Below are 25447 nucleotides of genomic sequence, written 5' to 3' on the forward strand. Positions count from 1 at the left end.
AGAAGGGCATTTTATTTAAATCGTAACGCGCCCCCCAGTAGCTGGGACCGTAGCTCCAGATACATAAGATGCCGCATCCGAGGCTAAAAATACATATACCGGCGCAATCTCTACAGGTTGTCCCGGTCTACCAATAGGCGTATTTGCTCCAAATTTTTCGTGATCGGGTATAGTACTTGGAATCAGAGGGGTCCATACGGGTCCTGGAGCTACGGCGTTGACACGTATCCCTGAGCCATCCTCTAAAAACAGCTGTGCCAAGCTGGCTGTAAAATTCTGAATAGCCCCTTTACTGGCAGCATAGGGTAAGAGCGTTGGGTTCGGATCGTATGCATTGACCGAAGTTGTATTTATAATACAACTGCCTGGCTTCATGTGCTCCTTAGCTGCTTTCACCAGATAGAACATTGCACTCATATTTGTTTCAAAAGTTTTATTCCATTCCGATGCACTGATTTCTTCTACGGTTTTATACGTCATCTGATAGGCGGCATTGTTAATCAACACATCGATTTTATTGAATTTTGCGACACAAGTCTGCACAATGGCCTCACAATGTTTCTCCGAACGAATATCCCCACGGATCAGGACACAACTACGCCCTGCCTTTTCGACCCAATTCTTGGTATCAAGAGCATCCTCATCTTCCACCTCTTCTTTATATGCCAACACAATATCTGCGCCTTCCCGAGCCATAGCGATGGCGACGGCTTTACCGATGCCAGAATCACCTCCTGTAATAAGAACAACCTTTTCTTTTAACATCCCCCTACCTTCATAGGATTCTTCACCATGATCAGGAACTGGACTCATCGCACTAGTGATACCAGGTACAGCTTGATCCTGTTTTTCAAAGGGCGGTTTCGCGTATTTATCTCTTGGATTATTTTCTTCTGTTTTCATAGTGTTTTATTTTAAGTTCAAAAGTTAACAATGAACAGCTCCGGCATCAAATTGTTAATAAAATTAGAGGTACAGGTATTTACCCCTAGTGGCAGTACCGTAATAAATACCCCTTTCCGCCTTTATACCTGAATCGCCGACGTCTTTTACAAACTATTCCTCCTAAGAGACGTTAGATAAGTATAGTATTACATCTATTGAGGCTAATCTTGGCCTATCACCTTACCTTGTATGCAAACAAAACGAACTATAATCATCTCCAATCGATTACCTATACGTATCGAAAAACAGGATGGTAAACTACTTTTTATTCCCAGCGAAGGCGGTCTCGCCACAGGTCTCGGCTCTTACTATAAAAAAGGCGGAAGTATCTGGGTCGGCTGGCCGGGGTATATCCCGGAGACTCCGGAAGAAGAACAGCTCATTCGGGAAGAACTGGCCAGACATAACCTCATCCCGGTTTTCCTGAGTGCCCAAGAACTGGAAGACTACTATGAAGGCTTTTCGAATGAAATATTATGGCCCATCTGTCATTACAGATTATCCTACGCCGTATTTGAAAAGTCCTATTGGGCGGCCTATCAACAAGTCAATCAAAAATTCTGCGATGCTACGCTAGCACAGCATATCACCGAAAAAGATGAGATATGGATCCATGATTATCAATTGATGCTGCTTCCACAATTATTACGACAGCAGAACAATTACCTGACCATTGGCTACTTTCAGCATATCCCCTTTCCTGCCGATGAGATTTTCAGATGTATCCCCTGGCGCAATGAATTACTAAAAGGTCTGTTGGGGGCCGACCTCATCGCCTTCCACACCTATCATGATGCCCAACATTTTCTAAATTCCTGCTTAAACCTCCTCCATCTCTCGCCCAAGAACAACAGCGTACGCTGCCGGGACCGTAGAGTACATGTAGAAGTATTTCCAATGGGTATTGATTTTGAAAAATTTGAGCAGCTGTCCAAATCTGCCGATGTGCTTTCTAGAGTACAGGCGCTACGGGAGCAGTATCAAAATCGCAAAATCATTCTTTCCATCGATCGACTAGATTACAGCAAGGGGATTCTGGAACGGCTGGCCGCCTACGAAAATCTCCTACAGACCTATCCTGAATTACGCAACCGCGTAGTTTTATATATGCTTGTCGTTCCTTCTCGCGACAATGTCGCCCAATACAAGCTATTGCGTGACGAGATCGACCGTATGGTGGGGCATATCAATGCGGTATACGGTTCAGATGAATGGATCCCTATTACCTACTTCTACAACTCGCTATCTATTGAAGACCTCTCTGCCCTATACGTTGCGGCAGACATCTGCCTTGTCACCTCCCTACGCGATGGTATGAACCTGGTCTGCAAAGAATATATAGCCAGCAAATCCCAACAACAGGATGGTGTACTCATTCTCAGCGAATTCGCAGGTGCCGCCAAGGAGCTTCCTGAAACAATACAGATCAATCCCTATTCCATCGACGACATTACAGAAGCAATACACCTTGCCCTCTATATGCCCAAAAGAGAACAGCAGCAGCGGATGAAAAGCAACATTACACTGGTCAAAAAATTCAACATCTCCCATTGGGTAAAATTATTTTTCAACCGCCTACATGAAATCAAGCGCGAGCAAAAAGCCCATGCCAGCAGAAAGCTACAGGGCGCTACTCTCAAAAAGATTACAGACAAACTAGCCCAATCCAAAAGAAGACTCCTATTTCTCGACTACGATGGTACCTTGGTTGGATTCCAAAAGGAGGCCAATGCAGCGCGTCCAACCGCGGCAGTACTCCAGGTCCTGGCCGATTTGCAAAGTGATACCGCCAATCAGATTACCATCATCAGTGGCCGTCCGCATACCGATTTACGCAAGTGGTTTGGCAATACCGATTACTTCCTTATTGGCGAGCACGGTGCCTGGAGCAATTTTCCTGATGGGCAGTGGCGCGATAAACCCGATATGCCTACTGCCTGGAAAACCCCAGTACGTCGTATCATGTCCAAATTTACAGATCGTACACCAGGAGCGAATATCGAAGAGAAAAACTACTCCCTGGCCTGGCACTACCGAAAGGTCCATACCGGACTAGGTCTTATGCGCGCCCAGGAACTGGCAGATGCCCTACGCTACCTGTTGCCACAATATGGTCTTCAGTTGCTCCTAGGGGATAAAGTAATTGAAGTTAAAATCAATGTACTGAACAAAGGAAAAGCGGCATTGGAGATTGTAGAGCAGTACAAACCCGATTTTATATTCGCCATGGGCGACGACTCCACCGACGAAGACATGTTTTTCGAATTGCAGGATTCGGCCGTAACCGTCAAAGTCGGCAATAAACAGACACTGGCACAGTACTACATCGAAAACCAAGAGGACGTACTTACCTTGCTCCAGCAGTTCCGTAGATAACAGAACAAAAACAAGGACCTCTCAACAGGCCTTTGATTCCTAAGGCCTGTCGTACTTAAACTAGACAATATGACAAAACAGAAGCATCTTTACAACAGCGGAATTATCGGAAACTGTGCCTATATCGCACATGTAGGCAAAGACAGCAACATCAATTGGTTATGCTGGCCATCTTTCGAAGACTCTTTTGTATTTGGTACACTACTGGATGAGCATAAAGGAGGACGCTTTAGTATTACTCCTCCTGGAGATATCCTACATTCGAGCCAACATTATATCGAGAATACAAACATCCTATGCACGACAATAGAAAGCGCCGAAGGAAGCTACCGCATCACCGATTTCGCCCCCCGCTTTGAGCAGTACGAGCGCTATTACAAGCCACTGGTCTTAATCCGCAAGATAGAGCCCATCTCAGGCCACCCTAAAGTACGGGTAGTCTGTGATCCCAAATACCACTATGGTGAAGCCTCCTTTCAAAAAAGTAGAGGGAGCAACCATATCCAGTTTGAATGTGGCGAAGTCAAGATGCGCCTGGCGACCAATATGCCCATCAGTCATTTCTTCAACGACGTAAGCTATCTGATTAATAAACCCATCTATTTAATCCTGACCTTTAGCAACTCTTTTGAGGCACCTATTGCACGTACGGCCGAAGACTTCCTGACCCGTACCCGTCAATATTGGCATCGCTGGGTGAAAAACGCCTCTATTCCGGCCTTCTATCAAAAGGAAGTAATACGCTCTGCACTCACCCTTAAACTGCATCAATATGAGGATACTGGTGCTATAATCGCCGCCAGCACCACCAGTCTGCCAGAGCATCCCGGTGCGGGGCGTAACTGGGACTATAGGTTCTGCTGGGTCCGGGACAGTTACTACGTACTTACGGCATTGAGCCATATCGGTCATTTCGAAGAGATGGAACGCTATGCTTCCTATATCGCCAATATCACCCAGTCGGATCCCGGCCGGCTACAACCACTATATGGTATCCTGGGCCAGTCCGACCTTGAAGAGAAAACACTGGATTCCCTTAGCGGATACCTCGGCAATCAGCCCATCCGCATAGGCAATCAGGCCTCCGAACACATCCAAAACGATGTATACGGTCAGGCCATGATAGCCCTACTTCCCCTATTTACCGATCATCGCTTCCGCCACCAAAACACCGGATTCGCAGCCGAATGGACACGTTTTATACTCCGCAAGATGGAACTCACCATTGATGAGAAAGATGCTGGTATCTGGGAGTTCCGGAATATGGAAAAACGGCACTGCTATTCCAACCTCTTCCAGTGGGCAGGCGCCACAGCAGCTTTAAAAATAGCACGGCAATATGACCTAGAAGACATCAGTAGGCAGGCCAATGTCATCCGCGACAAAGCGGCACAGCACATCGAGAGCTGCTATGACCCAGAGCGCATGGTTTATACCAATGCCCATGAGAGCACAGACCTCGATGCATCGACCTTACAGCTTATTATGATGGGCTACCTTGATCCCAACTCGGAAAAAGCTAAAGAACATCTCAAACAATTAGAAAAAGTATTGAAAGGCGATCAGGGGTTATTCTACCGCTACCTTCACAAAGATGACTTTGGACGTCCACGGTCTACCTTTCTGGTCTGTGCATTTTGGTACGTCGAAGCATTAGCCTGTGTCGGCAGACTCGATGAAGCCCAAGAAGTGTTCAAGCAGTTGCTATCCTTTGCCAATCACCTGATGCTATTCAGTGAAGACGTCGATGACTACGATGGTAGCCAATGGGGTAATTTCCCGCAGGCCTACAGCCACGTCGGACTGGTCAACGCCGCCTATCGCATTGCTATCAAGCTTGATAGCCCTACTTTTTTCGACAACACCAACAGTTAGCGCGAGTTTGCATCGCTCTGGCATGTTACGGTTTCTACGTCACTACTGCGACAAATACGTAGTTCCAAAAGCGTAGATTTTGAGACTAAAACAAGTATTCTGCACCGCTATTTCGGTCTGTTTTTTGAAGTTAGTATAATGTAAACAACTCAACATACTATTATGGATATACAAGATTTGAAAATTACCGCAGGACAGATGAGAAGCTTGATCATTGCCATGATCAATGTAGACACACAAAATAATAAGAGCATGACAAAAAAACATGGAAAACAGATAAAAGACGATGCCAAATACGAAGCATTACGTCGTGAAGGAGCCAGCAAAGAAAAAGCTGCCCGCATTGCCAATTCGCCCGGTGCCAGTAAAAAAGGAGGTAAAAGTAGCCCAATGGAAGAACGTACCAAAAAAGAACTCTTAGAAGAGGCTAAAAAAATCGGTATCACCGGACGGCATGACATGGACAAAACAACATTGATCAATGCCATCCGAAACCACTAATTGCTCCACAGCAGACAAAGCTATTGTAGCGAAACAGGCCCTGCAAGAAGCAGGGCTTCGTTATATAACCTGCGATGGCAAAGGCTACTCCCGCGTAAGACGTGGTTCTGGTTTCGCCTATATGGACCCTCAGGGTAAGCCCTTAAAAAACGAAAAGATACTTCAGCGTATCCAGGCATTAGTCATCCCGCCTGCCTGGCAAGACGTCTGGATATGCTCCCTACCCAACGGCCATATCCAGGCTACCGGATTGGACGCACGCGGACGTAAACAATACCGATACCATCCACAGTGGGTTGCCTTGCGCAACAAAACAAAGTTTAATAGCTTACAGGCTTTTGGGCGAAGGTTACCCTATCTCGACAGACGTATTTTAAGGGATCTTAAGCGGCCTGAACTATCGAAAACACATGTCTGTGCATTGGCTTTGGCCATTATGAGCAAAACCTACTTTCGCGTAGGTAATGCCATCTATGAGAAGGAAAACAAATCATATGGTCTCACCACCCTTCGGAACCGACACTTAAAACAGATTTCCTCACAGAAAGTCTTTTTTAAGTTTGTTGGCAAAAAAGGAATCCAGCAACAAAGCTACCTCAGAGAAAAATCATTAATCAACCAACTTAATAAAGTGAAAGAAATCCCTGGACAGCGTCTCTTTCAATATTATGATGTGAATAAGAGAGCCACTCCTTTAGATTCTGGAGACCTGAACCAATATATCAAAGAGGTTATGGGTGAAGATTTTACCTGCAAGACCCTGCGCACCTGGTATGCCAGCATACTTGCACTTTATTACCTCCGTCAAATAACAACAGCACCTACAAACGAAAAAAATCGAAAGCACCTGCTCCTGACCATGATTGATGCTGTAGCTGAGCAGCTTGGAAATACACGAGCGATCACCCGAAGTCATTACATCCATCCCTATATTCTAGAAACCTACCTATCAGGAAAACTCGATTCCTGGATTTCCCGAACGAACAAGCGCCCTCTGGCTCCTACTTCCGACCCCTCTTATAAACGTAAACTCTTACAACTACTACAAGATTCGGCCCAGGTGCAGTAGCGGCGTCTGCATCATATTACAGACTATCTTTTAGCGTATCCGTACTATCCTGATTGGCGGAATCTAAAGTTCCATACCTTAATTCATCTGTCGGATTCAGGTTATACCTCGACTTATCTGACTCCGTCACCGGCCCTGGCTTACCGCTAGTATCTTTTTGTGGCCCTTTACAGCCGGTCATCAATATAACACTGGTTATGGTGATGAGAAAGTAACTGTTTATATTCTTCATGGTATCTCCTTATTGATTTATAACTTATTTAATAACAAGTCAAAGGATCATTGGTTGGCCTCCAACGTTGATTAGCGTAGTAATACGCCAACCATAGCGGTAAACACCTGATATCTCTTGTTTGTCAACAAATTACTCCTTCCGTTGTTAGCATAATATCACTATAGCAGTGGTGCATTGTTTGTAATTTCACCTATAGAGCACTAAAACAATATATATCAGCTTTTTGCGTTTAAAAATAAACTTAAAAGTTCGAAAGCGCCTTTATGAAAAACACGGTACAGCAGGTTGATATCAACTCTTTGCAGCAATTTGGCAATCTAATTATTACAGACAATAAGATGGTCATGGTCGCAATAAGCGATTCGGCTCAGTCTTTTACCAATGTAGCCATACAGCAGCTATTGGGACTTCCCCTTACTGACTTTTTACACCACCTATGGGGTAGCAATCATCAAAAGTTTTTAGCAACCGTACAGGCGCTCATCGCTAAACAAATTCCCAGTCAGGTATTTTCAAAAAAAATCAAGAGTCAATACTATTATTTTAAACTCAACCTTAACAAAGGCTTTGTTTATATCGAATGGGAAGAACAGCATCGTAAGCATATTTCTGTATCCCGCATGAATGAACTAGGCTTTCTATTCGACGAAATTTATGTCAATAACTGGAACTTTCTATGCAAAGCCTTACAGAAAATATTAAAGTTTGAACGTGTTTTTGTGCTCCAGATTCAAGAAACAGGTCAAAGCAGTGTTATTGCCGAATCCTTAAAAGCAGATAAACCCTCCTTCTGTGGTAAAGAGTTTGCCCAAAGCTTCTTTCCGCCAGAACTTACTCCTTACTATAACAGTCTAGCCTATCGCTATATTCCCAATCTAGACAAACTGGACCAAAAGTTATATAGTCTCGATCCCGGCATACACCTACTTTGCAGTCAACTGGCGGTCCCACCCGAGCTGCATGAAATCTATCTCAGGAATATCGGGGTGAAAGCAGCTCTCTTCTTTCCTTTATACTTGGAAGGTAACTTCTGGGGACTTGTAGTGGCTCAACACCCGAAGGCTAAGAAAATCGATCTTCAACAGCGCAAATTATGCACCTTTATCATACAGAGCGCAATGAGTAAGTTTGAAAACCTGTTTAAACAGGGGCTCATCGACGAAAACCAACAGCTTTTGGAAGCAGAATTGATCTTAAAACATTCTTTGGCCGATAACAAAACGGTTAATTGTGCGCTCGTCCAAAATATGGAGCTGCTTACCAATATGATCAAAGCTGACGGTTTTGGTATCTATTATCAGGGAGACGTATTTTTTCATGGCGATGTACCCCATACTGACCTTTTTTACGACATAGTGGATTACTTAAAAATTGTAAGTAACAAAACACTTTTCAAAGATTACAATTTCAAACTCAATCACAGTTCCCATTTCCGGGAGGAGCTACCATTTGCAGGCCTACTCTACTATACTCTAGGTATCGAAAAAGACTACTACCTCATCTGGTTCCGAAAAGAACACAACAGCAAGATTGTCCAACTCAACCTAGACAAACAGAAGGGTGGTACGCAAATACGCACTTGGGAACAGCCTATTTACGATTCTGCCCTGCCTTGGGACGACAGCGATTTAAGGTTTATCACGATGCTCCAACAGACGATCAAGGAATCTATCGTCATCCGATCGGCAGAGAAACAGATGCTGACCAATGAACTACAGCTATTGAACAACGAGCTGGAAATGTTTACCTTCAGTCTTTCGCACGATCTTAAAAATCCACTTTCCATACTTAAAATGGGACTACAGTTTCTAAAATCTGTCGGTCATACCCTCAGCCTTGAAAAGAAAAACGACTGGTTTCAAAACTTATCGGGCAGTGTTACGAATATAGAAGATATCATAGACAATATTGTTCTTATCAGTCAAAGCAAGACCACAGCGATGGCCAAAGATCCTATTCCGATGTCGTACACCATCAAAAAGATATCTCAGGAAGCCAAGTTAATACACCAAGCACCCGACTGTCAGATGGATTTTGGAAATCTCCTGCCTCTTTGGGGAGAAAAAAGTGCCCTATACCAAGTCTTTCTCAACATCATCAATAATGCCGTTAAGTACTCAAGTAAAAATCCATTACCCAAAGTTTGTATCCACAGCACAATGGACGAGCATCTTGTATGCTATAGTATACAAGACAATGGTATCGGAATCCCGGAGGAAAACCTTCCACACGTTTTTGATATTTTCATCCGTGCCGGTAATTCACAGTCCTTTCAAGGGACAGGTGTAGGACTATCGCTGGTCAAGCGTATCATGGATAGACTTGGTGGCACTATCGAGATCCAATCTATCGAAGGCACAGGGACAACAGTCAACCTCATCTTCCCGATCAGCTCACCTTTTCCAGATTCTATGTTATAAGCTAGAATCTTCTTTTTTATGAACCAATCCTATCCACAGCTGTTCGCAGTTTAAGTAATCCTATTTTTTACAAAAAAAAGAAAAGCTATGGAAGAGAAAATGAGAGCATGTATAGAAAAATGCTTAGAGTGCGCCAATGCCTGCATGCATTGCGCCGCATCCTGCCTAAAAGAATCAGAAGTCAATATGCTACGTGACTGTATACGCTTAGATTTAGAATGTGCTACAATATGCAACACTACTGCCAAGCTTATGCAATTAGAGAGCAGCTATTCCAATACCGTAGCCGAGCTCTGTGCACAGCTATGTAATGCCTGTGCCGAGGAGTGCGAAAAACACGCCGCACATGGCATGGAGCACTGTGCCCAATGCGCACGTGTATGTCGGGAATGCGCAGACCTATGCATGTCAATGAGCAGTGCAGCATAATACACCCTACAATCCTATTAAAGTAAATTTGTTAGTACGACTACATTGCTACTTTAATAGGATCTCTTTTGTATTCCCGATAAAAAAGTGAGCCAAATAACCGATCGGAAGATAGCTACATATTACCTTACAGCGCAAGAAGAAGATTAGCTTCCCTGTCAGAGAGTTTAAGGTTTAGCCTTTGCAAACGGATCAGGATACTGTTTTCTTACTTTGCGTATCTCCTGCTGCAGGTTAAATAATTCTGGCAACGCCTTAAAAGAAAAATAAGAGATTTCCTCCGAAGCCGCATCCTGCACCAGTTGCGTATAGAAGGTAATACTTTTGTTGATATGATCCTCACAGACTTCAAGATAGGCTCCCTCTTTTTGGGAATCATAGCCTTCAAATCCCTTCTGCAAGCGGCCGTATAGCAATTCAAACTCTGACTCTGCCAACTGCAGATTCTTACCTGTACAGAGTTCTACCGCATCCGGCTGTGTAGCGGTATAATACGACTTAATCCTACTACACAGTTCCCTAATCTTTTTATCCTTGCTATGGCTATAAAAAAGCTCCGCCATTCCCAATCCTTCAGTCCGCATAAATACAATATTGCGGATCACCCTACCCTCCACCTGCTCATTTTGCGCTTCAGTGCGTGGTATGGGGACTATAAAAAGAAAAAAGAGTATGAAAGCCTGAATATACATAATTAGTTGTTATCTATTTCTCTAGTAACAAATGACGTACCGTATTGTTCAGCACAATGGTGCTATATATAACTATCCGTATTTTCTGAACAAAAAATGACATAAATACCTATAAAAGAACACTTCAGCAAGCGATAGTGATTCTAACAAAGGGTATTTTTCTCCGCCCTTGCCGTATATATATCCTTTTTTACTGTGCGAATACCCAAACGCATCAGATTGGGTACTTCTTGCACTTTTTTTGTAACAGACCTGGTACATCTAAAAATAACTTCAACATGGAAAACAAAGATTTAAATTTACAGCTCAATGAATACCGTTCGGTATTGAAGAATCTTGCCTACAAGTTTACCAATGACCCGGAAGACATCCAGGACTTGGTACAGGAAACCCTGCTTCGCGCATTAAAGTACATTGATCAGTTTTTTCACAACCCTCGGGTAGTTTCTTGGTTGTTCGTTATCATGAAGAACATATACATCAACCATTACCGTCACCGTAAGCAGAAATACCGCTATGAAAACCACAAGGCCAATGAATATCAAGATCTGGGTTGCCATGAGCCCTTTACCGAAAACACCGTCGAAAAAAGCCTCGCTCTAAAGGATGTAAAACAGGCTTTGACCCAGTTACCCAAGGAGCACAAAGAGATGTTCGACCATTATATCAATGGGTATAAGTACAAAGAACTCTCGGATCTCTATGGTATCCCGGAGGGTACGATAAAATCCAGAATCTTCCTCATACGGAAAGGACTGCAGAAGCAGTTTCCACAATACATATAATTCCTTCAACACCTTCACAAACGGTGAAATACGGGTGGACCAAAACCAACTTGTATTTCACTTGTTCAATTAGCATACTAAACAGCATATATTATGAGAGCCATATGGACAGGAGCTATCGGTTTTGGTTTAGTCAACATACCCATTAAAATATACAGTGCTACACAGAGCAGTTCATTAGATCTGGATATGTTGGATCGGAAAGACAAGTCAAACATTAAGTACAAACGTGTAAATGAAACCACAGGCAAGGAAGTCAGCTGGGACAATATCGTAAAAGGCTATTTACTTAACGAGCAGTATATCGTGCTGGAAAGCGCAGATTTTGAGGAAGCAAGTCCCGAAAAGAACAAAATGATCAACCTGCATTCCTTTGTCAAAACCGAAGAAATAGACAGTATTTACTTTGAGACGCCCTATTATCTTGAGCCCGCCAAAGGAGGTGAAAAAGCCTATGATCTTCTTCTAAAAGCATTAACAAAAAGTAAGACCGCCGGCCTGGGGTCCTTTGTCATGCGTAACGTCGAAAATCTTGCTTTGGTCAAGCCTCATGGGAATTTCCTATTGCTCAACAAGCTTCGGTTTGAAGAAGAGATCCGCGACAGCGAAGAGCTACACCTACCCCAGAATACAAAAATCAAAAAAGAAGAGATGGATATGGCCCTTCAACTGATAAAACAACATTCCCAACCTTTTGACATCTCGAAATACAAGAACGAATATACCGCAGAATTACTCAAGATCATCAAGCAGAAAGCCAAAGGGAAGCATACCTCTATCCGTAAGATAAACGTAGAGCACACCAAGTCTAGCGATCTCCTGGCCAAGTTAAAAGCCAGCTTAGCCTAAGCTCACAGCCTAGCGAGTGCCTGCTTTATATTAACGGGCTTATCCCAGATTGCCGCCCACGGATCTTTCTTATCTTTCACACGCTTTAGCATACTCTGGATATTAAAATCCCTGATTTGTAGCCCTACCTTAAGTTCTTCCCAAAATAAGGGGGCACTTGCTGTAGCTCCTTCCTTAGGCCGCAACGAATAGGGTGCCGCCATAGTCTGCCCCCTTCTATTTTGTAAAAAATCCAAATAAATCAGCCCCTTTCGCTTTTTGGGATCTCGTATGGTACTGGTCGTTTCCTGGTGCCGCTCATGGAGTATGGATGCCAATAACTGTATAAAATCGCGTACGATATCGTAATCATACTTCGCCTTTACATACAGGTAGATATGTAATCCTGTCGATCCAGAAGTTTTCAGAAATGCGGGTACACCTATGTTATCCAATAGCTTTTTAGCATCTTGAGCGATACGGACGACCTCATCAAAGTCTGCTCCATTAGGATCCAGGTCCAGCACCCCGAAATCGGGCTTCTCCGGCTTTTTATAAGTGGCCAACCAAGGATTTATTTCAATAGATCCCAGATTAGCGATATACAACAACGTCTGTTTGTCATTACAGACGATATAATCGATTTCTTTACCAGTACTTTCTGCATGGACTGGTACTGTTTTGATCCATTCCGGTATCTTGTCAGGATCCACATCCTTCTGAAAAAAACCATCCTTCTCGATTCCATTCGGGAAGCGGTGCAGAGAGATCGGTTTGTCTTTGAGATAGGGCAATATCCAATCCACCATTTCTTCATAATAGGCGATCATCTGCCCTTTCACATAATTATCCTTAGGCCAGTAGACCTTATCCAGGTTGGTCAGTTCTACAGTCTTACCTCCGATCTTAAGTGTCTCTTCATTTCTGTCTATATCCATAGCTTCTTCCGTTTTGATCTCCTTTACTTTCTTATCTTCCCGTAGCATCTTGAATACGGGGTGCCTTAAATGTTCTTCTTTTGTCCATTCTGAATAGTATACCTCCGCTATCAATATCGGTTTTAGCCAGATCACCTCCTTCTCCTTAGCCACCTTTGTCCCTCGGGCAAATGGTTTCCTTCCATTCTCCAACTGTTGCATCGTTGTATGGAGCGACTGCAGCAAAGCATCGCTAAACCCCGTTCCACAGTTACCGATATAAACCAGTTGACCTTCCTTATAGAGACCCAGCACCAATGCGCCGAAAAAGTCCCGACTCCCTTGAGGACGGGTATAACCGCAAATAATCACCTCCTGACTATGCCTCAGCTTGTATTTTACCCAACTTGTACTCCGCGTTCCTTCGAGGTAGCGGCTATCCTTTTCTTTGGCCACTATACCTTCCCAGTTGTTATCCTTTGCAATCTGCTGTACCTCTACGCTATTCCCCTTCAGTGACTCTACTTTCTGTATAACCTTCACTCCATCCATCCGTTTAAGCAGTAGATTTAGTAAGTCTCTACGCTCTTCCAAGCCATAGGCAGTCACTTCTTCTTTCTCCAAGCGCAGGATATCAAACACATAATAATGTAACTCCAGTGCACTAGGGATAGGCTCCCCACTGGCTATCAGCTGAAAGTGGGCTTTTTTGGCCTTATCTTCTATCACCAATTCCCCATCCAAGCAAACATCCCGATCCAATCCATCAATTTCCTCTACTAATGAAGGAAACAGATGGTTCATCAGCTTCCCATTACGGGAGTAAAGATGCGTGCCTTGGCTATCATGTACCGCCAGTATCCGGAACCCATCATATTTTTTTTCATACAGCCAATCCCCTCCCTCCGGCAGCTTCTCAATCAGCTTGGTCAACATCGGTTTTGGAGGAGGCCCACTCTTGAATGCCAGTCCAGCACTTTTTACCGGTTCAGCTACCCTATCTTCACTATTATACGGCTTATGTGTAGCGTATTTGTCCTGATGCTTGATCAGTAACCACGCTTTTTCATCGCCTCCTTTCATACGTACCAAGGCAAACTCACCACGTAAAATATGACCCCATAGTTTAAACTTAATTGAGCCCTTTTCCCAATTTTTCAAAAAATCCCTTTCATTTTCCGCATCTGTAAACTCATAGTAGCCCGAATCAAAAATATGCACTGTACCAGCGCCATAATTTCCCTTAGGAATATTGCCTTCAAAAGAGGCATAATCTACAGGGTGATCCTCCACCTGCATGGCAAGTCGCTTATCCTTAGGATACAGTGATGGTCCCTTCGGCACCGCCCAACTTTTCAGAACACCATCCAGCTCCAATCTGAAATCATAATGTAGCCGTGAGGCATGATGACGTTGTACCACGAAGCGCAATTTATGTTTAGCTTGCTTTTTTATAGGGCTCTTTCCCTGAGGTTCATCCGTCTTTTCAAAATTTCTCTTTTTTGTATATGTTTCTAATTTGGCCATGCTATCTGTCTTTACGTTAAGTGCTGAACACTTAAAGATGCCTAAGGTTCATAAGAACAACAAACTAAAATGCGATACAACAAGCCTTTAACACGTACTTATCGCTCACATTTACGTATTTCATCCCACAACTTCTTACTGACCTAACCGTTCATGGCGTACAACATTTAATAGAAACATAATGCGAACACCTATTCCCGAACAGATTGAAGGCAAGGCCTTAGACTGTTTTAAGACCATAGATTTCCCGAGCTTACAGGACTCAGCACGTTTTTTCGAGCAAGCAAAAACCAAACTGCTCGATATCAACAACTGGCATCAGATTACCGGTAGACCGTCTGCCGAATTTCAGATTATGGATTCCTTCGGCCTCCCCTTGAATCGGACCGTCGAAAGAGGAGACTATATACGTATTGACATTCCAGGACCGGGTCTGCCTTCAGCCGATGGCTACGATTGGGTACAGGTAGAAAGCATAGACAAGCAGAGCGAAGGACAAAACCACCGCCTTACCCTTACTTTAAGGCCTAGTCCTGATCCCACAAATGAGCATACCGATACCGCACATTTTTTTAAGCGTCTTGCTACTTCGTCTATTTTATTAGAACAGACAGGCAAACGCATTTTCATTCATTACGCCGGACGCAATGAAATCATAAATACCGACAACAGCTCCATCCTTGACAATTTCAGAAATTTCATGGTAGGACTAGGCGCCAAAATGGGTGCTTCTTTCCCACAATGGCAGGCATTGGTCGATGGATTGGGCAACAGTAGGACAATGAACAGTAATTAATTTAACACTTTTAAAACAATAGAACACATGAAAAACGAGAAAAACAACAAAACGACAACGGAAAAAGAGCAAGAGTACAAAGACCGCAATCAGAAGACCAAGGTAGAGGATAATACAGGCAAGCGTCCAGAAAAAGATACTAATCCACTTCCTCCTAATCCGAATCAGGTAGACAACCACGAAGAATAAAAAAAAGCGTGCCGGTATTATCCGACACGCTTCCCATTATAACAGCTATACTCGGAACCTAGGTTCCTTTTTCTTTATGCCGCTTTTCAAGCGGTCTATCCGTTGGATCGTTGGGCATATCATTGAGTTGTTCGTCTTGGGGATCCACTCCTGCTTCTGCATCACCGTCATGTTTGGCATCTACATCCTCCAGCACCTTCCCTTCACTGCTCAAGCGTACCTTTTTAGTCTTCTGCATCTTATTCCCTACCAATTTATTCTCATCTTTTGTCGCCATATTCCTTACATTTTATTATTCTTGACCGTATCTACAATCGGGGGAGTCTCTTTATTTACAGGAGCAGTATCATCCAGTTTTAATTCCTGAGCCTGCGTTAGATGAGACTTTAACGTAGGCAATTTATCCGCGGCCCATATCTTCAACGTTTCGTCGGTCATCGTATTATCACCATTCACCCCCTCATACAATGCAATCGAATTTTCGTGAGAAGCTACCACAGCATCCTTGAACGCCTGATCATATTGTCCTGCTTCGGTTCCTTCCAATACTCCCAATTGTCCCTGATGGCTTTGATCTAGCTCAGTAGATATAGTCCATCCTTTAGCTTCTGCATACTGCCGCAACTCATTCAGGATCTGTTGATGTTCGTCAACCAGCATACGCGAGTATGCCTTAATCCCCTCATTAGACGACCTTTGTCCTGCTTGTTGTGCTAGCGCAACTTCATATTGATTGGCCATCACCGCCTTGTTGACAAAGTCCTGTTCCGGATTTTGCTGTCCGAAAGACATAAATGTTATAATCCCTAGAATTACAACAGCCCAGTTTAAATACTTTTTCATGGAGTTATCTTCTTAATTTTTAACTTCAATTTGCTTTTTTTACAACTTTCGAACACGCCAGCAAAACATTGGTTGCTATAATTTGTTTTTCCAGTATTTATACGTTACACCGAGGTATCTTACACCTTTTAATCGATTTTTATACGTTAAAAATCACGTAAATGAACTATATAACCGATCGTACGTTTTTACTAAGACCTCTAGCTATCCTATGTAGGAAAGCTGGAACATCATTATTAAAACAACTTTTCTATGAATATGATGATTTACTACGGCCTTAGCCTGTTATTCGCGACCAGCATGTCGCTCCAATCCAATGTCGATCAGTTAAGAAAAAACTACCTTGCAGCAAGCCAGGAAGAATCCATCTGTAAGCAGGAAATAGAACGCATAAAAGATTCTTCAGGTGAATCTCCGATAGAAATGGCCTACCATGGAGCCTACCATATGCTATGGGCCCAATACCTTAGCGCTCCATTGAGCAAACTCAACAGCTTTAAAAAGGGGAAAAATCTTATGGATAACGCTTTACAAAAACGCTATGGAGATCCAGAGATCCACTTCTTACGCCTCACCATCCAACAACATGCACCTGGGATACTTAAATACAACACCAATATCCAAGAGGATGTGGATCAGATTACCAAACATTGGGAATCTCTCCCCTCTACACCAGTAAAAAAACAGGTAAAAGACTTTCTGACCTCCAATCAGCTACTCAATGACACGCAGCTAAAAAAGCTCCAGATTTAGCCACACCACTATACTAATTTATTTGTTTATCTCCTACACGGACAAAAGAGGGAATATATATGCCTCTTTCGTGCTGCTTACTACCTCATTTTATTTTTAAATAATAACTATTTCTTTATAAAACTACATACTTATGCTTTTATAAAGACAATGTTAGTATTCAAGATATGGTACATTATATGAAGAAGCGAACAGTAAAATGCCCCACGTTGTCTCTTGTCATAATATTTTTTATTATGATACCTGAGGCACCTTCTCATTGCCATGCACATTTTTAGTTTTAAGGAAAATCAACTAAAATACAATAACTTGTAAAATAAAGCCGCTTGAGTACACAACATACGATGCTAATATTCACTACCTTCATAATTAATAATAACAACCTCCCCACTGACATGTAAAATACCAATGCAATCAACGACAAATTGGATCAGCTTAAATTAGAGAATAATTGGCTCCAAGAAAATGTGGACAAACTCCTATTACTTTTTCCAATTGATCAATATTAAAGGGCTTTGCTAAAAAACAATCGGATCCTGCTTGTTTCGAGAGCATTACAACATTCCTATTAGCAGAAATATACACCACTGGGATATTAACAAATTCCAAATGCTCTTTGATAAGCTAGGCAGCACGAATCCCAACGATATCCGGTATCCAATTGTCCATCAGAATAACATCGGGATTAGCAGTTATTATTTGCTCTACAACATTGACTACATTCGCAGAAGCGACGACCGTATAACCTGCAAATTCTAATATCATCGTACAAACTTCTAGAATTTGAATATCATCGTCAAAAAGCAACACCGTTTTACTATCCATAATTTTAGGAGTATATAAATTTGTATAGATTACAAAAACAGTCAATTGTTAATGTAAAAAAGGTCGTAAAAATCGAATATCTATATCGACATTCGCTGTATTGCTAAGAGATGTGACTTAAAAGCACCACCAAACGTTTTGAATTCCACATATTTCACTTCAAACTCCTCACACGTTTCTTTTACGATCTTATTGATTGCTGGATAATGCACATGGCTGATACGTGGAAATAAATGGTGTTCAACTTGAAAATTCAAACCGCCCAGTAGCCATGTCAGTACCCTATCACCAATAGCAAAATTGGCTGTAGACTTCAACTGGTGTACCATCCATTCGTCCTCTATAAGCCCCTCGCTTACTGTTGCCAATTCAACTCCTTCCACGACATGTGCCAACTGGAAAACTACAGCGAGACAAATGCCACAGGCTCCGCCCGTTATCAATAGGCCTAACAAAGCAGGCCCAAGCCCAACGGTAATTATGGGTATAACGACAAACAAACATAAATGTACAATTTTACTTGTCCAGAATATAACCTTCTCTTTGAGGGGCAATTTAAACTTCTCAGACTTTTTGCCTAGCTTTTGGCGGAAGTATTTTTCATAATCCTGAAAGAAAACCCATGCCAGATAGGATATCCCATAGAGAAAAACGAAGTAGAAGCGTTGAAATTTATGGTGTTTTTTCAACTCTTGGTCGTGATGTATACGCATAAACTTGATTTCAATATCGTGGTCCTCACCTTCGATATTCGTATAGGTATGGTGTGCAATATTATGTTTAAGCTTCCAGAGATAGATATTGCCTCCAACCAGATTGAGGGTGTAGGAGAAGAAGTTATTAACTCCTGTTCTTTTTGCGAAAGAATTGTGTCCAGCATCATGCATAATATTAAATCCTATGGCCGCAATGTTGACCCCCAGAATAATACACAGTAGGATACTGATAAGCCAATAAGGCTGAATAACGAGCAATAAGGTGTAGAGAACAACCATCGACATCAACAGGATGACCGCTTTCAGAAATATTCTCCAATCCCCTGTTCGTGATTTTCCGTTCGCTGTAAAGTAGACATTCACTTTGTGTCTTAGCGATTTAGAAAAAGATGCGTCTGCATTACTAAATTTTATCGATGATTTCATCAGTTTAATGTTAGAATGGGGACATTAATATTGCCCCCATCATACTATCTACTTCTTTTTTTTACTAAATACATTCACAGGAGTTTCTTTAGATGTTGAATCTTTATCCTGTTGATAAGAAGACTGCTTCTTTTCTTTTGTACTTTTAGTTTTCTTCTGTTCTTTACTCATGATATATATTTTTATGATTGACACTATAGTCGCCCCACGGCATCCAACTATTGAAATATAAGGGAGACAATTGTTGAGTTAATATTTTAATTAAATGATGGAATATACAGGATATTAAAAAATGGTTTGAAGTTATAATCTTCAACTTACATCGCTAGAAGCGTTCATCTAATTTAATGGATAAGTCCACTAATGGGTTAAGTAATGTGCAGACCGTTAATATAAATATACCATTAATATTTGATATTCAATGGAATAATTTATCAGAACCGTATTTATTGAATGATAGTAGTATATTCCTCCCTTTTCAGCCTAGCTAACAAATAACTCAATGTTGATTCCGCTCCTTGATTGATATTTGTTGTCTCTTTTTCAAGTCCATCAAAACATCCCCCCGTAACTGGATTGTACATAATCTGCCCAAGATGGTTTCGCCCTAAAAACCAATCAAATGCCGCTATCAGGAAATGCTTATATCTACTATCCTGGCTTTCTTTATAAAAACTATCCAAAGCAATAATAGTATACGCCACATCTATAGGTTGCTCTCCTCCCTGAGGCTCGGTTTGTACCTGTCCTCTACTTTTCCATCCCTGATTGGAAATAACATGTATTTCTCCGTCAATCATTATCATGTTCATTAAAAAATCAAAAGATTGATAAGCCACAACTTTATAAATAGACCGTCCCGTTTTTAAATAAGCGCAAAGTAACGCCTCTGGTATAACACTGTTTGCATAAGTAAGATAACTCTCATACCATTGCCAGTGAGGGGTACTCTCATGCTCAAACATTTCACAAAGGCGATTCGCAAGCGTCTCTATCATACTTTGATAAACATCTTCATTCAAAAGCGACAATCCCTTGATAATAAAAGCCATAGATCTGGTAGAACGATATCCCAAGAGATTCTCAGATGCCTGATTAAGGAGCAATTTAGCTTTTTCTACGAAGCTCTCTGGAAGCCTTTCGCTCATTGCGATTATCTCTCCCAACGCCCAGATAGCACGACCGTTGGCATCCTCCAGATTTTCATCCCGATTTTGTGAGGTGAACGTCCCATCTTTATCCACGTAATTTAGTAATGTCCCATTTCTAAGCATACAATACCCTATGAAGGTCAGGTACTTCTCTATATAAGACAAATGCTCTTTCTTTGGGTATTTTTTATAATGATGGAGCATCGCAATTAGAGCTCTTGAATTATCATCCAAGGTATAGCCGCTTTCAAGATCCGGCTTACTCCCGTTAGCAAATTGGATAAAGCCTATATCTGTGGTCATGCGGTAGACGTGGGAAAGGTTGACTTTTGGGAGTGAATACACTAGAGCTGTCGTCTTTTCTTCCAGTAATTCTTCAAATAAATTGACGTGAGCTATGGCACTATTTTGCCATGAAGTAGGCAAGGTTTTTTGAAGATTGACATGCCGTATTCGATCTAGCCGTGTCTCATCCGCTAGAATTTCACCTACAGCGGCTGCCAATTGATCAGGGGCAGCAAAGTCGATTATAATTCCCATATCTTCATCCAAAACCTCAAGAACATGAGGTATAGGCGTAGACACGATAGGGCATCCTGAGCTAAGCGCATAAGCAAATGTACCACTCACTGCCTGTAGCGGATTAATTGATGTAAATAGGTACACATCAGTTACTAAAAGATAATCGATAAGATCCTCTGTCGAAAGAAATTTGTCTACAAAGCGTACATACTCTCCAATATCATGCTTTTCCACAATCTCTTTCAGCATATCTCTATACGCTTCTCCTTCCTGCGATACAAGATTAGGATGCGTCACACCAATGATCAGAAAAATAACATTAGGAGTTTTTGATACTATACTAGGCAAAGCCAGCAATGTGGTTTCAATACTCTTCCCCGGCCCCAACAATCCAAATGTACTTAATACTTTTCTATCTGTCAGTCCCATCTTATCGCTCAAAGCAAGCTTATTATTTGCAGGTGCCAAGTGCGTTCCATGCTTTATAACCCGGATTTTGTTATCCGAAATGTGATAAGCATCTATTAAAATGTTCGCAGCATTCTGTGTCATCACGATTATCTTTTCACACTTATCTGCTATCATAGACACTTTTTCCGCAAGCCATTTTTCGGGTTGGGGTAAGACCGTATGAAAAGTTATCACAACTTTTACATTTAGTCGGGCTAAAAAAGACAGAAATGCAGCTTCCTTCTTTTCAAAGAGTCCAAATTCATGCTGTATGCACAGAATATCGATATCCGACGAACTGTTTAGCATTTTTGATAAACATTCAAAAGACCCGACCTGCCACAACTTCAGCCGATACCACGCCTCAAAAGAATACGAATAGTGCCTATCATCATTCTCGATTGGTATAGATAGTAATTCGTAGCAAGCACCAAACTTGTCCTCAATAGCCTGCATTAGATCCGTCGTATAGGTAGCTATTCCACAAGCACGGGGGGGGAAAGTAGATAGGAAAGCTACCACTTTATTCTTTTTGGGTGTCATTGTTTTACAATTAAATGAAAGGTCCTTGCATACTGTGGTCTTATATCCATTACAAGGCGTGCATGTTGAAGGGTATGTAAAGATACCAATTAATAAACGAACAATAGTATAACTATAACAAGAGTGAAACTATTTATGCCCTAACTTTCCCTTAATCATTGCTATGAAACAAAAAAGGGGTAGTCTCCTCCCCTTTTACCGTACTAATACGCGATTTATCCTGTTTACTAGCGTATGCTCTTCCCGCGGTAACGAACAATACCATCAAAACGCACTTGAGGTGATTCTGCCTGCAGTACATCATCTATCCGTAGCAATGGGGCATCTTCCGAGCCGGTGATCTTACAATGCAACATATAGTCCTGTAGACTATCCGCTTTTTCGGGAAGCCAGTATGTTTCCGAATCCCGTGCTCCAACATAGGCTTTAAGAATATCATATCCTTCCATTTTCAGATTGACCAATAGGTCTCTAACACGTTTCTTAATCATATTTATCAGCTTAATTGTTACTTATAAGAACAAGCCAATAGAAAAAGAGTTCATTGGATTTTAACATTTTTTCACATTTACCCTAACCCTATTATTTTCGCTCGCATTACCCAGTCTATCGTGCGAGGTCAGTACGAGGAGCACCCCGTTTCCTCGTTCCATTTTTTCTAAATTCAATGCTCATTTACGGAAAAAAGCGGAGCTTTGCTGACATGCAATCGCTCCGCTTTTCTATTTAAGCTTTTCTATTTAAATTAAAAGAACGGACTATATCAGGGCATGATAGGCATAGGCGGTATCAGACTGTCAATACTATCTTTTGTCGATATCGCCGAAGTATCGATCGGACTATCGTAAGTATTATCCGGCATACGCTCACTTCTATCCGCACCGTCCGTTTTATTGTCCCTGTTTCCACATGCCGCTGTTCCTAAAACAGCAAGCATAGTTATACTGAATAAGATCTGTTTCATAGCTCTCTCGTTTATATATAAGTTTCTGTTTCTCCATAGCGAACAATACAATAGCTCCAGGGTTGAAGCAAAGAAAAATTAGGGTGTTTTATACGGCTATCACCAAGTATAAACACGCATCTTTCATATTGTTACGAACCAAGTGCCAAAAAAGAAGTTATTTAGTTCAAACGCCTTATACTACAGATAATGAAAGAGAAACAGAAAAAGAGCGATAAAGGTAAAAAAGAGGACAGGAATCCTTCTAAATCAAAGAACAGCAAACGGTTAGTACAATTGTACCGGACCGGACTACGGGGATATTCCCTGGTAGATGATCCTAGAGAAGGCAAATTTGAAAAGTGAATATAATAACCTATATTTAACGTTTGGAGGTCTCGCTATGGATAAAATATCAATGCGCTGTGAAGATGAACTGATTCATCTTTGTGGTCAAGTTCAAGAGTTTGGTTTTTTATTGGTATTCGATCCGGACCTCTCCTGCACGGCTGCAAGCGAGAACGTTGCAGAGTGGTTAGACCTTTCTGCCCAGGATCTTTTAGGATCTCCCATTGCCGTCTGCTTGGACAGACTATCCTTAGCTCCGATCAATTTCCAACAGCTCTTTTCCTCGTTCGAAAAAGACCCTTTATTCCGGGAAGTATCCGAAGTTACCATCCAAAGCACTCCCTTTTACCTGAGTATACATCAACGAGAAGGGCTACTCTACCTGGAGTTTGAGCAATTCAATCCCTCCAAACCCAGTAGCACCAAATTATACTCTCATGCACGTAGTTTAGATGCGGCCGGCGAAAACCTATGGTTTGCGCTATGCGAAAGCATCTACCATGTTATCGGCTTCGACCGTGTGATGATCTACAAGTTTATGGATGACGGCAGTGGCCAGGTGATCGCCGAGAAAACGGCCGATGATATGTCCTCCTTGCTGGGCTATCGCTACCCCGAGTCCGATATTCCGCCACAGGCGCGACAGTTGTACAGCCAATTTATTGCGAGGCATACGGTAGACGTCAATGCACCTACCTATCCTATTTTGGGCAGGGATATCGGCACACTCGATATTGGGCGATGCAGCATACGTGCACTCTCCCCTATACACTTACAATACCTACGTAACGCAGAAGTAGAGGCCAGTGCCAGCTTTTCCATCTTAGTCGACGGACACCTATGGGGACTGGTCACCTGCCAGCACCGTAAGCCCCGGATGATAGACCTCGGCCAGCGGCATCTCTGCGTATTCCTCGTACAATATACCGTAAATAGGTTTCTCGCCTATCAGCGCAATTTAGATTTACAGTACAATAAGCGTATCAAAACCCTGGAACTGGATCTCAAGGAAAAACTACTGGTAAATCCTGATATCCGGGCTGTACTGTGCGATCATGCAGGCCCTATGTGCGAGATGGCCGGCGCGGATGGGCTGATCATCCATCATCCCGAAGGCACTTACCGCTACGGCTCATGCCCTGACCGGGAGCATTTCGAAAAGATACAGCAGATCATTAGCCTGCGGGGTAAAAAGGAACTTGCTGCCTATCAGCAGATACAAGTTGACAATCCGGATGGACCTTTATTCCCAGGCGTAGCCAAGGTCAATATCTTGAATATTCCCCGGCTGACCCTCTATTGGTTCCGTAAGGCTATTGAAGCCGAAGAAACATGGGCAGGCAACCCCGAGAAACACTACCGCTACGATACGAGTACAGGACTGAACCATCCTTCCCTACGCACTTCTTTCGAAGCCTGGAAACAGACCATACAGGGACAGGCCCCATCCTGGAAAAAACGGGAGCTTTTGTTTATGCGGCGCGTACGCTATACTGTACAGGATGCCGTCATGAAGCGTATGTCAGAAATCCAGGTGCTTAATGAAAAACTCGTCGAGCTGAACAGTACCCTCGATACCTATAGCCATACCCTGAGCCACGACCTCAAAAATCCGCTTTCGGCCATCAAATTGGCAGCCCAGATTATCCAACAGCGCAGTAACCTCCCAGACGAATTTCTCAAAAAAATAAGTGGCAACGTACTCGATGCCGTTCAGCTCATGTCCGATATGATGCAGCGGATTTCGGAATTTTCAAAATCCAAGAGTTTCGACTTCACCCCCCGCCTGGTCGACCCCGAAGTATTGATCCATAAAATCATTACAGACGGAAAAAAAGCGTACCCCAATGTGGCGATGGATATTAAAATTGGCAAATTACACCCTTTTTTAGGTGAAACGAACCTGGTCTATCAGTTATTTTCCAGTGTACTCACCAATGCCATCAAATATAGCAGCAGAAAACAACGCCCCCAGGTACATATAGAAAGTCATAAAGGCGAAGGGCATATCACCTACCGCATCATCGACAATGGTATCGGTATTCCGGCAGAAGAGCTGGATACTGTATTCGAAATTTTCAAACGGACGAGCAATGCCTTAGCATTTGAAGGCGCAGGCATAGGCCTATCCGTGGCCAAGCGTATCGCCGACCGGCTACAGGCACAGCTTCAGATCGAAAGCCAGCTGGGTAAAGGTTCACTGTTTATTTTAAAATTTAAAGACCGGCCGGATGAACCTGAAGAAGATATAGCGTTAGAAAATCAAACGGAGCAGAAGCAGTGTCAGAAACACACGTTATAACACTCATATACAACAGCTTTCAAACAGCACATCACGATAAA

25 protein-coding genes are annotated in these 25447 nt (G+C 42.5%); 13 read left to right on the forward strand and 12 right to left on the reverse strand.

Annotated elements, in window-relative coordinates:
• Positions 1 to 15: 15 nt before the first annotated feature.
• Positions 16 to 903, reverse strand: coding sequence for an SDR family oxidoreductase (locus JKG64_RS05800; protein WP_210353377.1), 888 nt, complete (start codon positions 901 to 903; stop codon positions 16 to 18).
• Positions 904 to 1134: 231 nt separating this feature from the next.
• Between JKG64_RS05800 and JKG64_RS05805 the strand changes: the two genes are divergently transcribed.
• From JKG64_RS05805 to JKG64_RS05820, 4 genes are all read left to right on the forward strand, one after another.
• The gene (locus JKG64_RS05805; RefSeq protein WP_210353378.1) at positions 1135 to 3321 is read left to right on the forward strand and encodes a bifunctional alpha,alpha-trehalose-phosphate synthase (UDP-forming)/trehalose-phosphatase; all 2187 of its coding nucleotides are present in this window, start codon (positions 1135 to 1137) and stop codon (positions 3319 to 3321) included.
• Between the two features lie 69 nt (positions 3322 to 3390).
• On the forward strand, positions 3391 to 5196 hold the full coding sequence (locus JKG64_RS05810; protein ID WP_210353379.1) for a glycoside hydrolase family 15 protein: 1806 nt from the start codon (positions 3391 to 3393) through the stop codon (positions 5194 to 5196).
• A 162-nt stretch (positions 5197 to 5358) separates the two neighbouring features.
• A complete protein-coding gene (locus tag JKG64_RS05815) occupies positions 5359 to 5697 on the forward strand; it encodes a DUF7218 family protein (RefSeq protein WP_246512485.1) in 339 nt (112 codons plus the stop codon).
• Positions 5678 to 6766, forward strand: a complete 1089-nt coding sequence (locus JKG64_RS05820; RefSeq protein ID WP_210353380.1) for a DNA topoisomerase IB — start codon at positions 5678 to 5680, stop codon at positions 6764 to 6766. Before JKG64_RS05815 ends, JKG64_RS05820 begins: the two co-directional genes overlap by 20 nt.
• A 16-nt stretch (positions 6767 to 6782) precedes the next feature.
• Here the strand turns inward: JKG64_RS05820 and JKG64_RS05825 are convergent, their stop codons facing one another.
• The gene (locus tag JKG64_RS05825; protein ID WP_210353381.1) at positions 6783 to 6998 is read right to left on the reverse strand and encodes a hypothetical protein; all 216 of its coding nucleotides are present in this window, start codon (positions 6996 to 6998) and stop codon (positions 6783 to 6785) included.
• Positions 6999 to 7264: 266 nt separating this feature from the next.
• On the opposite strand from JKG64_RS05825, the gene JKG64_RS05830 reads away from it, so the two are divergent.
• On the forward strand, positions 7265 to 9421 hold the full coding sequence (locus JKG64_RS05830) for an ATP-binding protein (RefSeq protein WP_210353382.1): 2157 nt from the start codon (positions 7265 to 7267) through the stop codon (positions 9419 to 9421).
• An 87-nt stretch (positions 9422 to 9508) separates the two neighbouring features.
• Positions 9509 to 9850 carry a four-helix bundle copper-binding protein gene (locus JKG64_RS05835; protein ID WP_210353383.1) on the forward strand — a complete coding sequence of 114 codons (342 nt, stop codon included), beginning with the start codon at positions 9509 to 9511 and terminating at the stop codon, positions 9848 to 9850.
• A gap of 167 nt (positions 9851 to 10017) precedes the next feature.
• On the opposite strand, the gene JKG64_RS05840 is transcribed toward JKG64_RS05835, so the two are convergent.
• Positions 10018 to 10542: a hypothetical protein gene (locus JKG64_RS05840; protein WP_210353384.1), complete on the reverse strand. Its 525-nt coding sequence runs from the start codon at positions 10540 to 10542 to the stop codon at positions 10018 to 10020.
• Positions 10543 to 10820: 278 nt separating this feature from the next.
• Here JKG64_RS05840 and JKG64_RS05845 point away from each other — a divergent pair, with 278 nt between their 5' ends.
• Positions 10821 to 11327, forward strand: coding sequence for an RNA polymerase sigma factor (locus JKG64_RS05845; protein WP_021072025.1), 507 nt, complete (start codon positions 10821 to 10823; stop codon positions 11325 to 11327).
• Between the two features lie 93 nt (positions 11328 to 11420).
• Positions 11421 to 12176: a non-homologous end joining protein Ku gene (gene ku, locus JKG64_RS05850; protein ID WP_210353385.1), complete on the forward strand. Its 756-nt coding sequence runs from the start codon at positions 11421 to 11423 to the stop codon at positions 12174 to 12176.
• A 2-nt stretch (positions 12177 to 12178) separates the two neighbouring features.
• Here the strand turns inward: ku and ligD are convergent, their stop codons facing one another.
• Positions 12179 to 14599, reverse strand: a complete 2421-nt coding sequence (ligD, locus tag JKG64_RS05855; protein ID WP_210353386.1) for a DNA ligase D — start codon at positions 14597 to 14599, stop codon at positions 12179 to 12181.
• A gap of 181 nt (positions 14600 to 14780) precedes the next feature.
• On the opposite strand from ligD, the gene JKG64_RS05860 reads away from it, so the two are divergent.
• On the forward strand, positions 14781 to 15395 hold the full coding sequence (locus JKG64_RS05860; protein WP_210353387.1) for a hypothetical protein: 615 nt from the start codon (positions 14781 to 14783) through the stop codon (positions 15393 to 15395).
• 27 nt (positions 15396 to 15422) lie between these two features.
• A complete protein-coding gene (locus JKG64_RS05865; protein WP_021072029.1) occupies positions 15423 to 15584 on the forward strand; it encodes a hypothetical protein in 162 nt (53 codons plus the stop codon).
• A 58-nt stretch (positions 15585 to 15642) separates the two neighbouring features.
• On the opposite strand, the gene JKG64_RS05870 is transcribed toward JKG64_RS05865, so the two are convergent.
• Positions 15643 to 15861 (reverse strand): hypothetical protein, encoded by a 219-nt coding sequence (locus JKG64_RS05870; RefSeq protein WP_021072030.1) that lies wholly within the window; start codon positions 15859 to 15861, stop codon positions 15643 to 15645.
• Between the two features lie 5 nt (positions 15862 to 15866).
• Positions 15867 to 16427: a DUF4142 domain-containing protein gene (locus JKG64_RS05875; protein ID WP_210353388.1), complete on the reverse strand. Its 561-nt coding sequence runs from the start codon at positions 16425 to 16427 to the stop codon at positions 15867 to 15869.
• A gap of 252 nt (positions 16428 to 16679) precedes the next feature.
• Here JKG64_RS05875 and JKG64_RS05880 point away from each other — a divergent pair, with 252 nt between their 5' ends.
• On the forward strand, positions 16680 to 17180 hold the full coding sequence (locus JKG64_RS05880) for a hypothetical protein (protein WP_210353389.1): 501 nt from the start codon (positions 16680 to 16682) through the stop codon (positions 17178 to 17180).
• A gap of 624 nt (positions 17181 to 17804) precedes the next feature.
• On the opposite strand, the gene JKG64_RS22995 is transcribed toward JKG64_RS05880, so the two are convergent.
• From JKG64_RS22995 to JKG64_RS05905, 6 genes are all read right to left on the reverse strand, one after another.
• The gene (locus JKG64_RS22995; protein WP_246512486.1) at positions 17805 to 18005 is read right to left on the reverse strand and encodes a response regulator; all 201 of its coding nucleotides are present in this window, start codon (positions 18003 to 18005) and stop codon (positions 17805 to 17807) included.
• 80 nt (positions 18006 to 18085) lie between these two features.
• Positions 18086 to 19147 (reverse strand): fatty acid desaturase family protein, encoded by a 1062-nt coding sequence (locus JKG64_RS05890; protein ID WP_210353390.1) that lies wholly within the window; start codon positions 19145 to 19147, stop codon positions 18086 to 18088.
• 48 nt (positions 19148 to 19195) lie between these two features.
• On the reverse strand, positions 19196 to 19318 hold the full coding sequence (locus JKG64_RS23155) for a hypothetical protein (RefSeq protein ID WP_262897754.1): 123 nt from the start codon (positions 19316 to 19318) through the stop codon (positions 19196 to 19198).
• Between the two features lie 275 nt (positions 19319 to 19593).
• Positions 19594 to 21813 (reverse strand): glycosyltransferase, encoded by a 2220-nt coding sequence (locus JKG64_RS05895; RefSeq protein ID WP_210353391.1) that lies wholly within the window; start codon positions 21811 to 21813, stop codon positions 19594 to 19596.
• 227 nt (positions 21814 to 22040) lie between these two features.
• Positions 22041 to 22304 carry a hypothetical protein gene (locus JKG64_RS05900; RefSeq protein WP_210353392.1) on the reverse strand — a complete coding sequence of 88 codons (264 nt, stop codon included), beginning with the start codon at positions 22302 to 22304 and terminating at the stop codon, positions 22041 to 22043.
• A gap of 272 nt (positions 22305 to 22576) precedes the next feature.
• Positions 22577 to 22777: a hypothetical protein gene (locus JKG64_RS05905; RefSeq protein WP_210353393.1), complete on the reverse strand. Its 201-nt coding sequence runs from the start codon at positions 22775 to 22777 to the stop codon at positions 22577 to 22579.
• 189 nt (positions 22778 to 22966) lie between these two features.
• Here JKG64_RS05905 and JKG64_RS05910 point away from each other — a divergent pair, with 189 nt between their 5' ends.
• Positions 22967 to 23122, forward strand: a complete 156-nt coding sequence (locus JKG64_RS05910; protein WP_210353394.1) for a hypothetical protein — start codon at positions 22967 to 22969, stop codon at positions 23120 to 23122.
• A 37-nt stretch (positions 23123 to 23159) separates the two neighbouring features.
• A complete protein-coding gene (locus JKG64_RS05915) occupies positions 23160 to 25406 on the forward strand; it encodes an ATP-binding protein (RefSeq protein ID WP_210353395.1) in 2247 nt (748 codons plus the stop codon).
• Positions 25407 to 25447 lie beyond the last annotated feature (41 nt).

The sequence above is a fragment of the Sphingobacterium tabacisoli genome, from assembly GCF_017908035.1.
GTDB classification, from domain to species: Bacteria; Bacteroidota; Bacteroidia; order Sphingobacteriales; family Sphingobacteriaceae; genus Sphingobacterium; species Sphingobacterium tabacisoli.

Excerpts from the sequence above, each read along its gene's own strand:
- JKG64_RS05875 (WP_210353388.1), bottom strand. The coding sequence starts at position 16,427 with ATGAAAAAGTATTTAAACTGGGCTGTTGTAATTCTAGGGATTATAACA.
- JKG64_RS05895 (WP_210353391.1), bottom strand. The coding sequence starts at position 21,813 with ATGACACCCAAAAAGAATAAAGTGGTAGCTTTCCTATCTACTTTCCCC.
- JKG64_RS05810 (WP_210353379.1), top strand. The coding sequence starts at position 3,391 with ATGACAAAACAGAAGCATCTTTACAACAGCGGAATTATCGGAAACTGT.
- JKG64_RS05805 (WP_210353378.1), top strand. The coding sequence starts at position 1,135 with ATGCAAACAAAACGAACTATAATCATCTCCAATCGATTACCTATACGT.
- JKG64_RS05840 (WP_210353384.1), bottom strand. The coding sequence starts at position 10,542 with ATGTATATTCAGGCTTTCATACTCTTTTTTCTTTTTATAGTCCCCATA.
- JKG64_RS05880 (WP_210353389.1), top strand. The coding sequence starts at position 16,680 with ATGAATATGATGATTTACTACGGCCTTAGCCTGTTATTCGCGACCAGC.
- JKG64_RS05815 (WP_246512485.1), top strand. The coding sequence starts at position 5,359 with ATGGATATACAAGATTTGAAAATTACCGCAGGACAGATGAGAAGCTTG.
- ligD (WP_210353386.1), bottom strand. The coding sequence starts at position 14,599 with ATGGCCAAATTAGAAACATATACAAAAAAGAGAAATTTTGAAAAGACG.
- JKG64_RS05825 (WP_210353381.1), bottom strand. The coding sequence starts at position 6,998 with ATGAAGAATATAAACAGTTACTTTCTCATCACCATAACCAGTGTTATA.
- JKG64_RS05830 (WP_210353382.1), top strand. The coding sequence starts at position 7,265 with ATGAAAAACACGGTACAGCAGGTTGATATCAACTCTTTGCAGCAATTT.
- JKG64_RS05845 (WP_021072025.1), top strand. The coding sequence starts at position 10,821 with ATGGAAAACAAAGATTTAAATTTACAGCTCAATGAATACCGTTCGGTA.
- JKG64_RS05860 (WP_210353387.1), top strand. The coding sequence starts at position 14,781 with ATGCGAACACCTATTCCCGAACAGATTGAAGGCAAGGCCTTAGACTGT.
- JKG64_RS05915 (WP_210353395.1), top strand. The coding sequence starts at position 23,160 with ATGGATAAAATATCAATGCGCTGTGAAGATGAACTGATTCATCTTTGT.
- JKG64_RS05800 (WP_210353377.1), bottom strand. The coding sequence starts at position 903 with ATGAAAACAGAAGAAAATAATCCAAGAGATAAATACGCGAAACCGCCC.
- JKG64_RS05835 (WP_210353383.1), top strand. The coding sequence starts at position 9,509 with ATGGAAGAGAAAATGAGAGCATGTATAGAAAAATGCTTAGAGTGCGCC.
- JKG64_RS05890 (WP_210353390.1), bottom strand. The coding sequence starts at position 19,147 with ATGAAATCATCGATAAAATTTAGTAATGCAGACGCATCTTTTTCTAAA.
- ku (WP_210353385.1), top strand. The coding sequence starts at position 11,421 with ATGAGAGCCATATGGACAGGAGCTATCGGTTTTGGTTTAGTCAACATA.
- JKG64_RS05910 (WP_210353394.1), top strand. The coding sequence starts at position 22,967 with ATGAAAGAGAAACAGAAAAAGAGCGATAAAGGTAAAAAAGAGGACAGG.
- JKG64_RS05820 (WP_210353380.1), top strand. The coding sequence starts at position 5,678 with ATGCCATCCGAAACCACTAATTGCTCCACAGCAGACAAAGCTATTGTA.
- JKG64_RS05865 (WP_021072029.1), top strand. The coding sequence starts at position 15,423 with ATGAAAAACGAGAAAAACAACAAAACGACAACGGAAAAAGAGCAAGAG.
- JKG64_RS22995 (WP_246512486.1), bottom strand. The coding sequence starts at position 18,005 with ATGGATAGTAAAACGGTGTTGCTTTTTGACGATGATATTCAAATTCTA.
- JKG64_RS05905 (WP_210353393.1), bottom strand. The coding sequence starts at position 22,777 with ATGAAACAGATCTTATTCAGTATAACTATGCTTGCTGTTTTAGGAACA.
- JKG64_RS05870 (WP_021072030.1), bottom strand. The coding sequence starts at position 15,861 with ATGGCGACAAAAGATGAGAATAAATTGGTAGGGAATAAGATGCAGAAG.
- JKG64_RS05900 (WP_210353392.1), bottom strand. The coding sequence starts at position 22,304 with ATGATTAAGAAACGTGTTAGAGACCTATTGGTCAATCTGAAAATGGAA.
- JKG64_RS23155 (WP_262897754.1), bottom strand. The coding sequence starts at position 19,318 with ATGAGTAAAGAACAGAAGAAAACTAAAAGTACAAAAGAAAAGAAGCAG.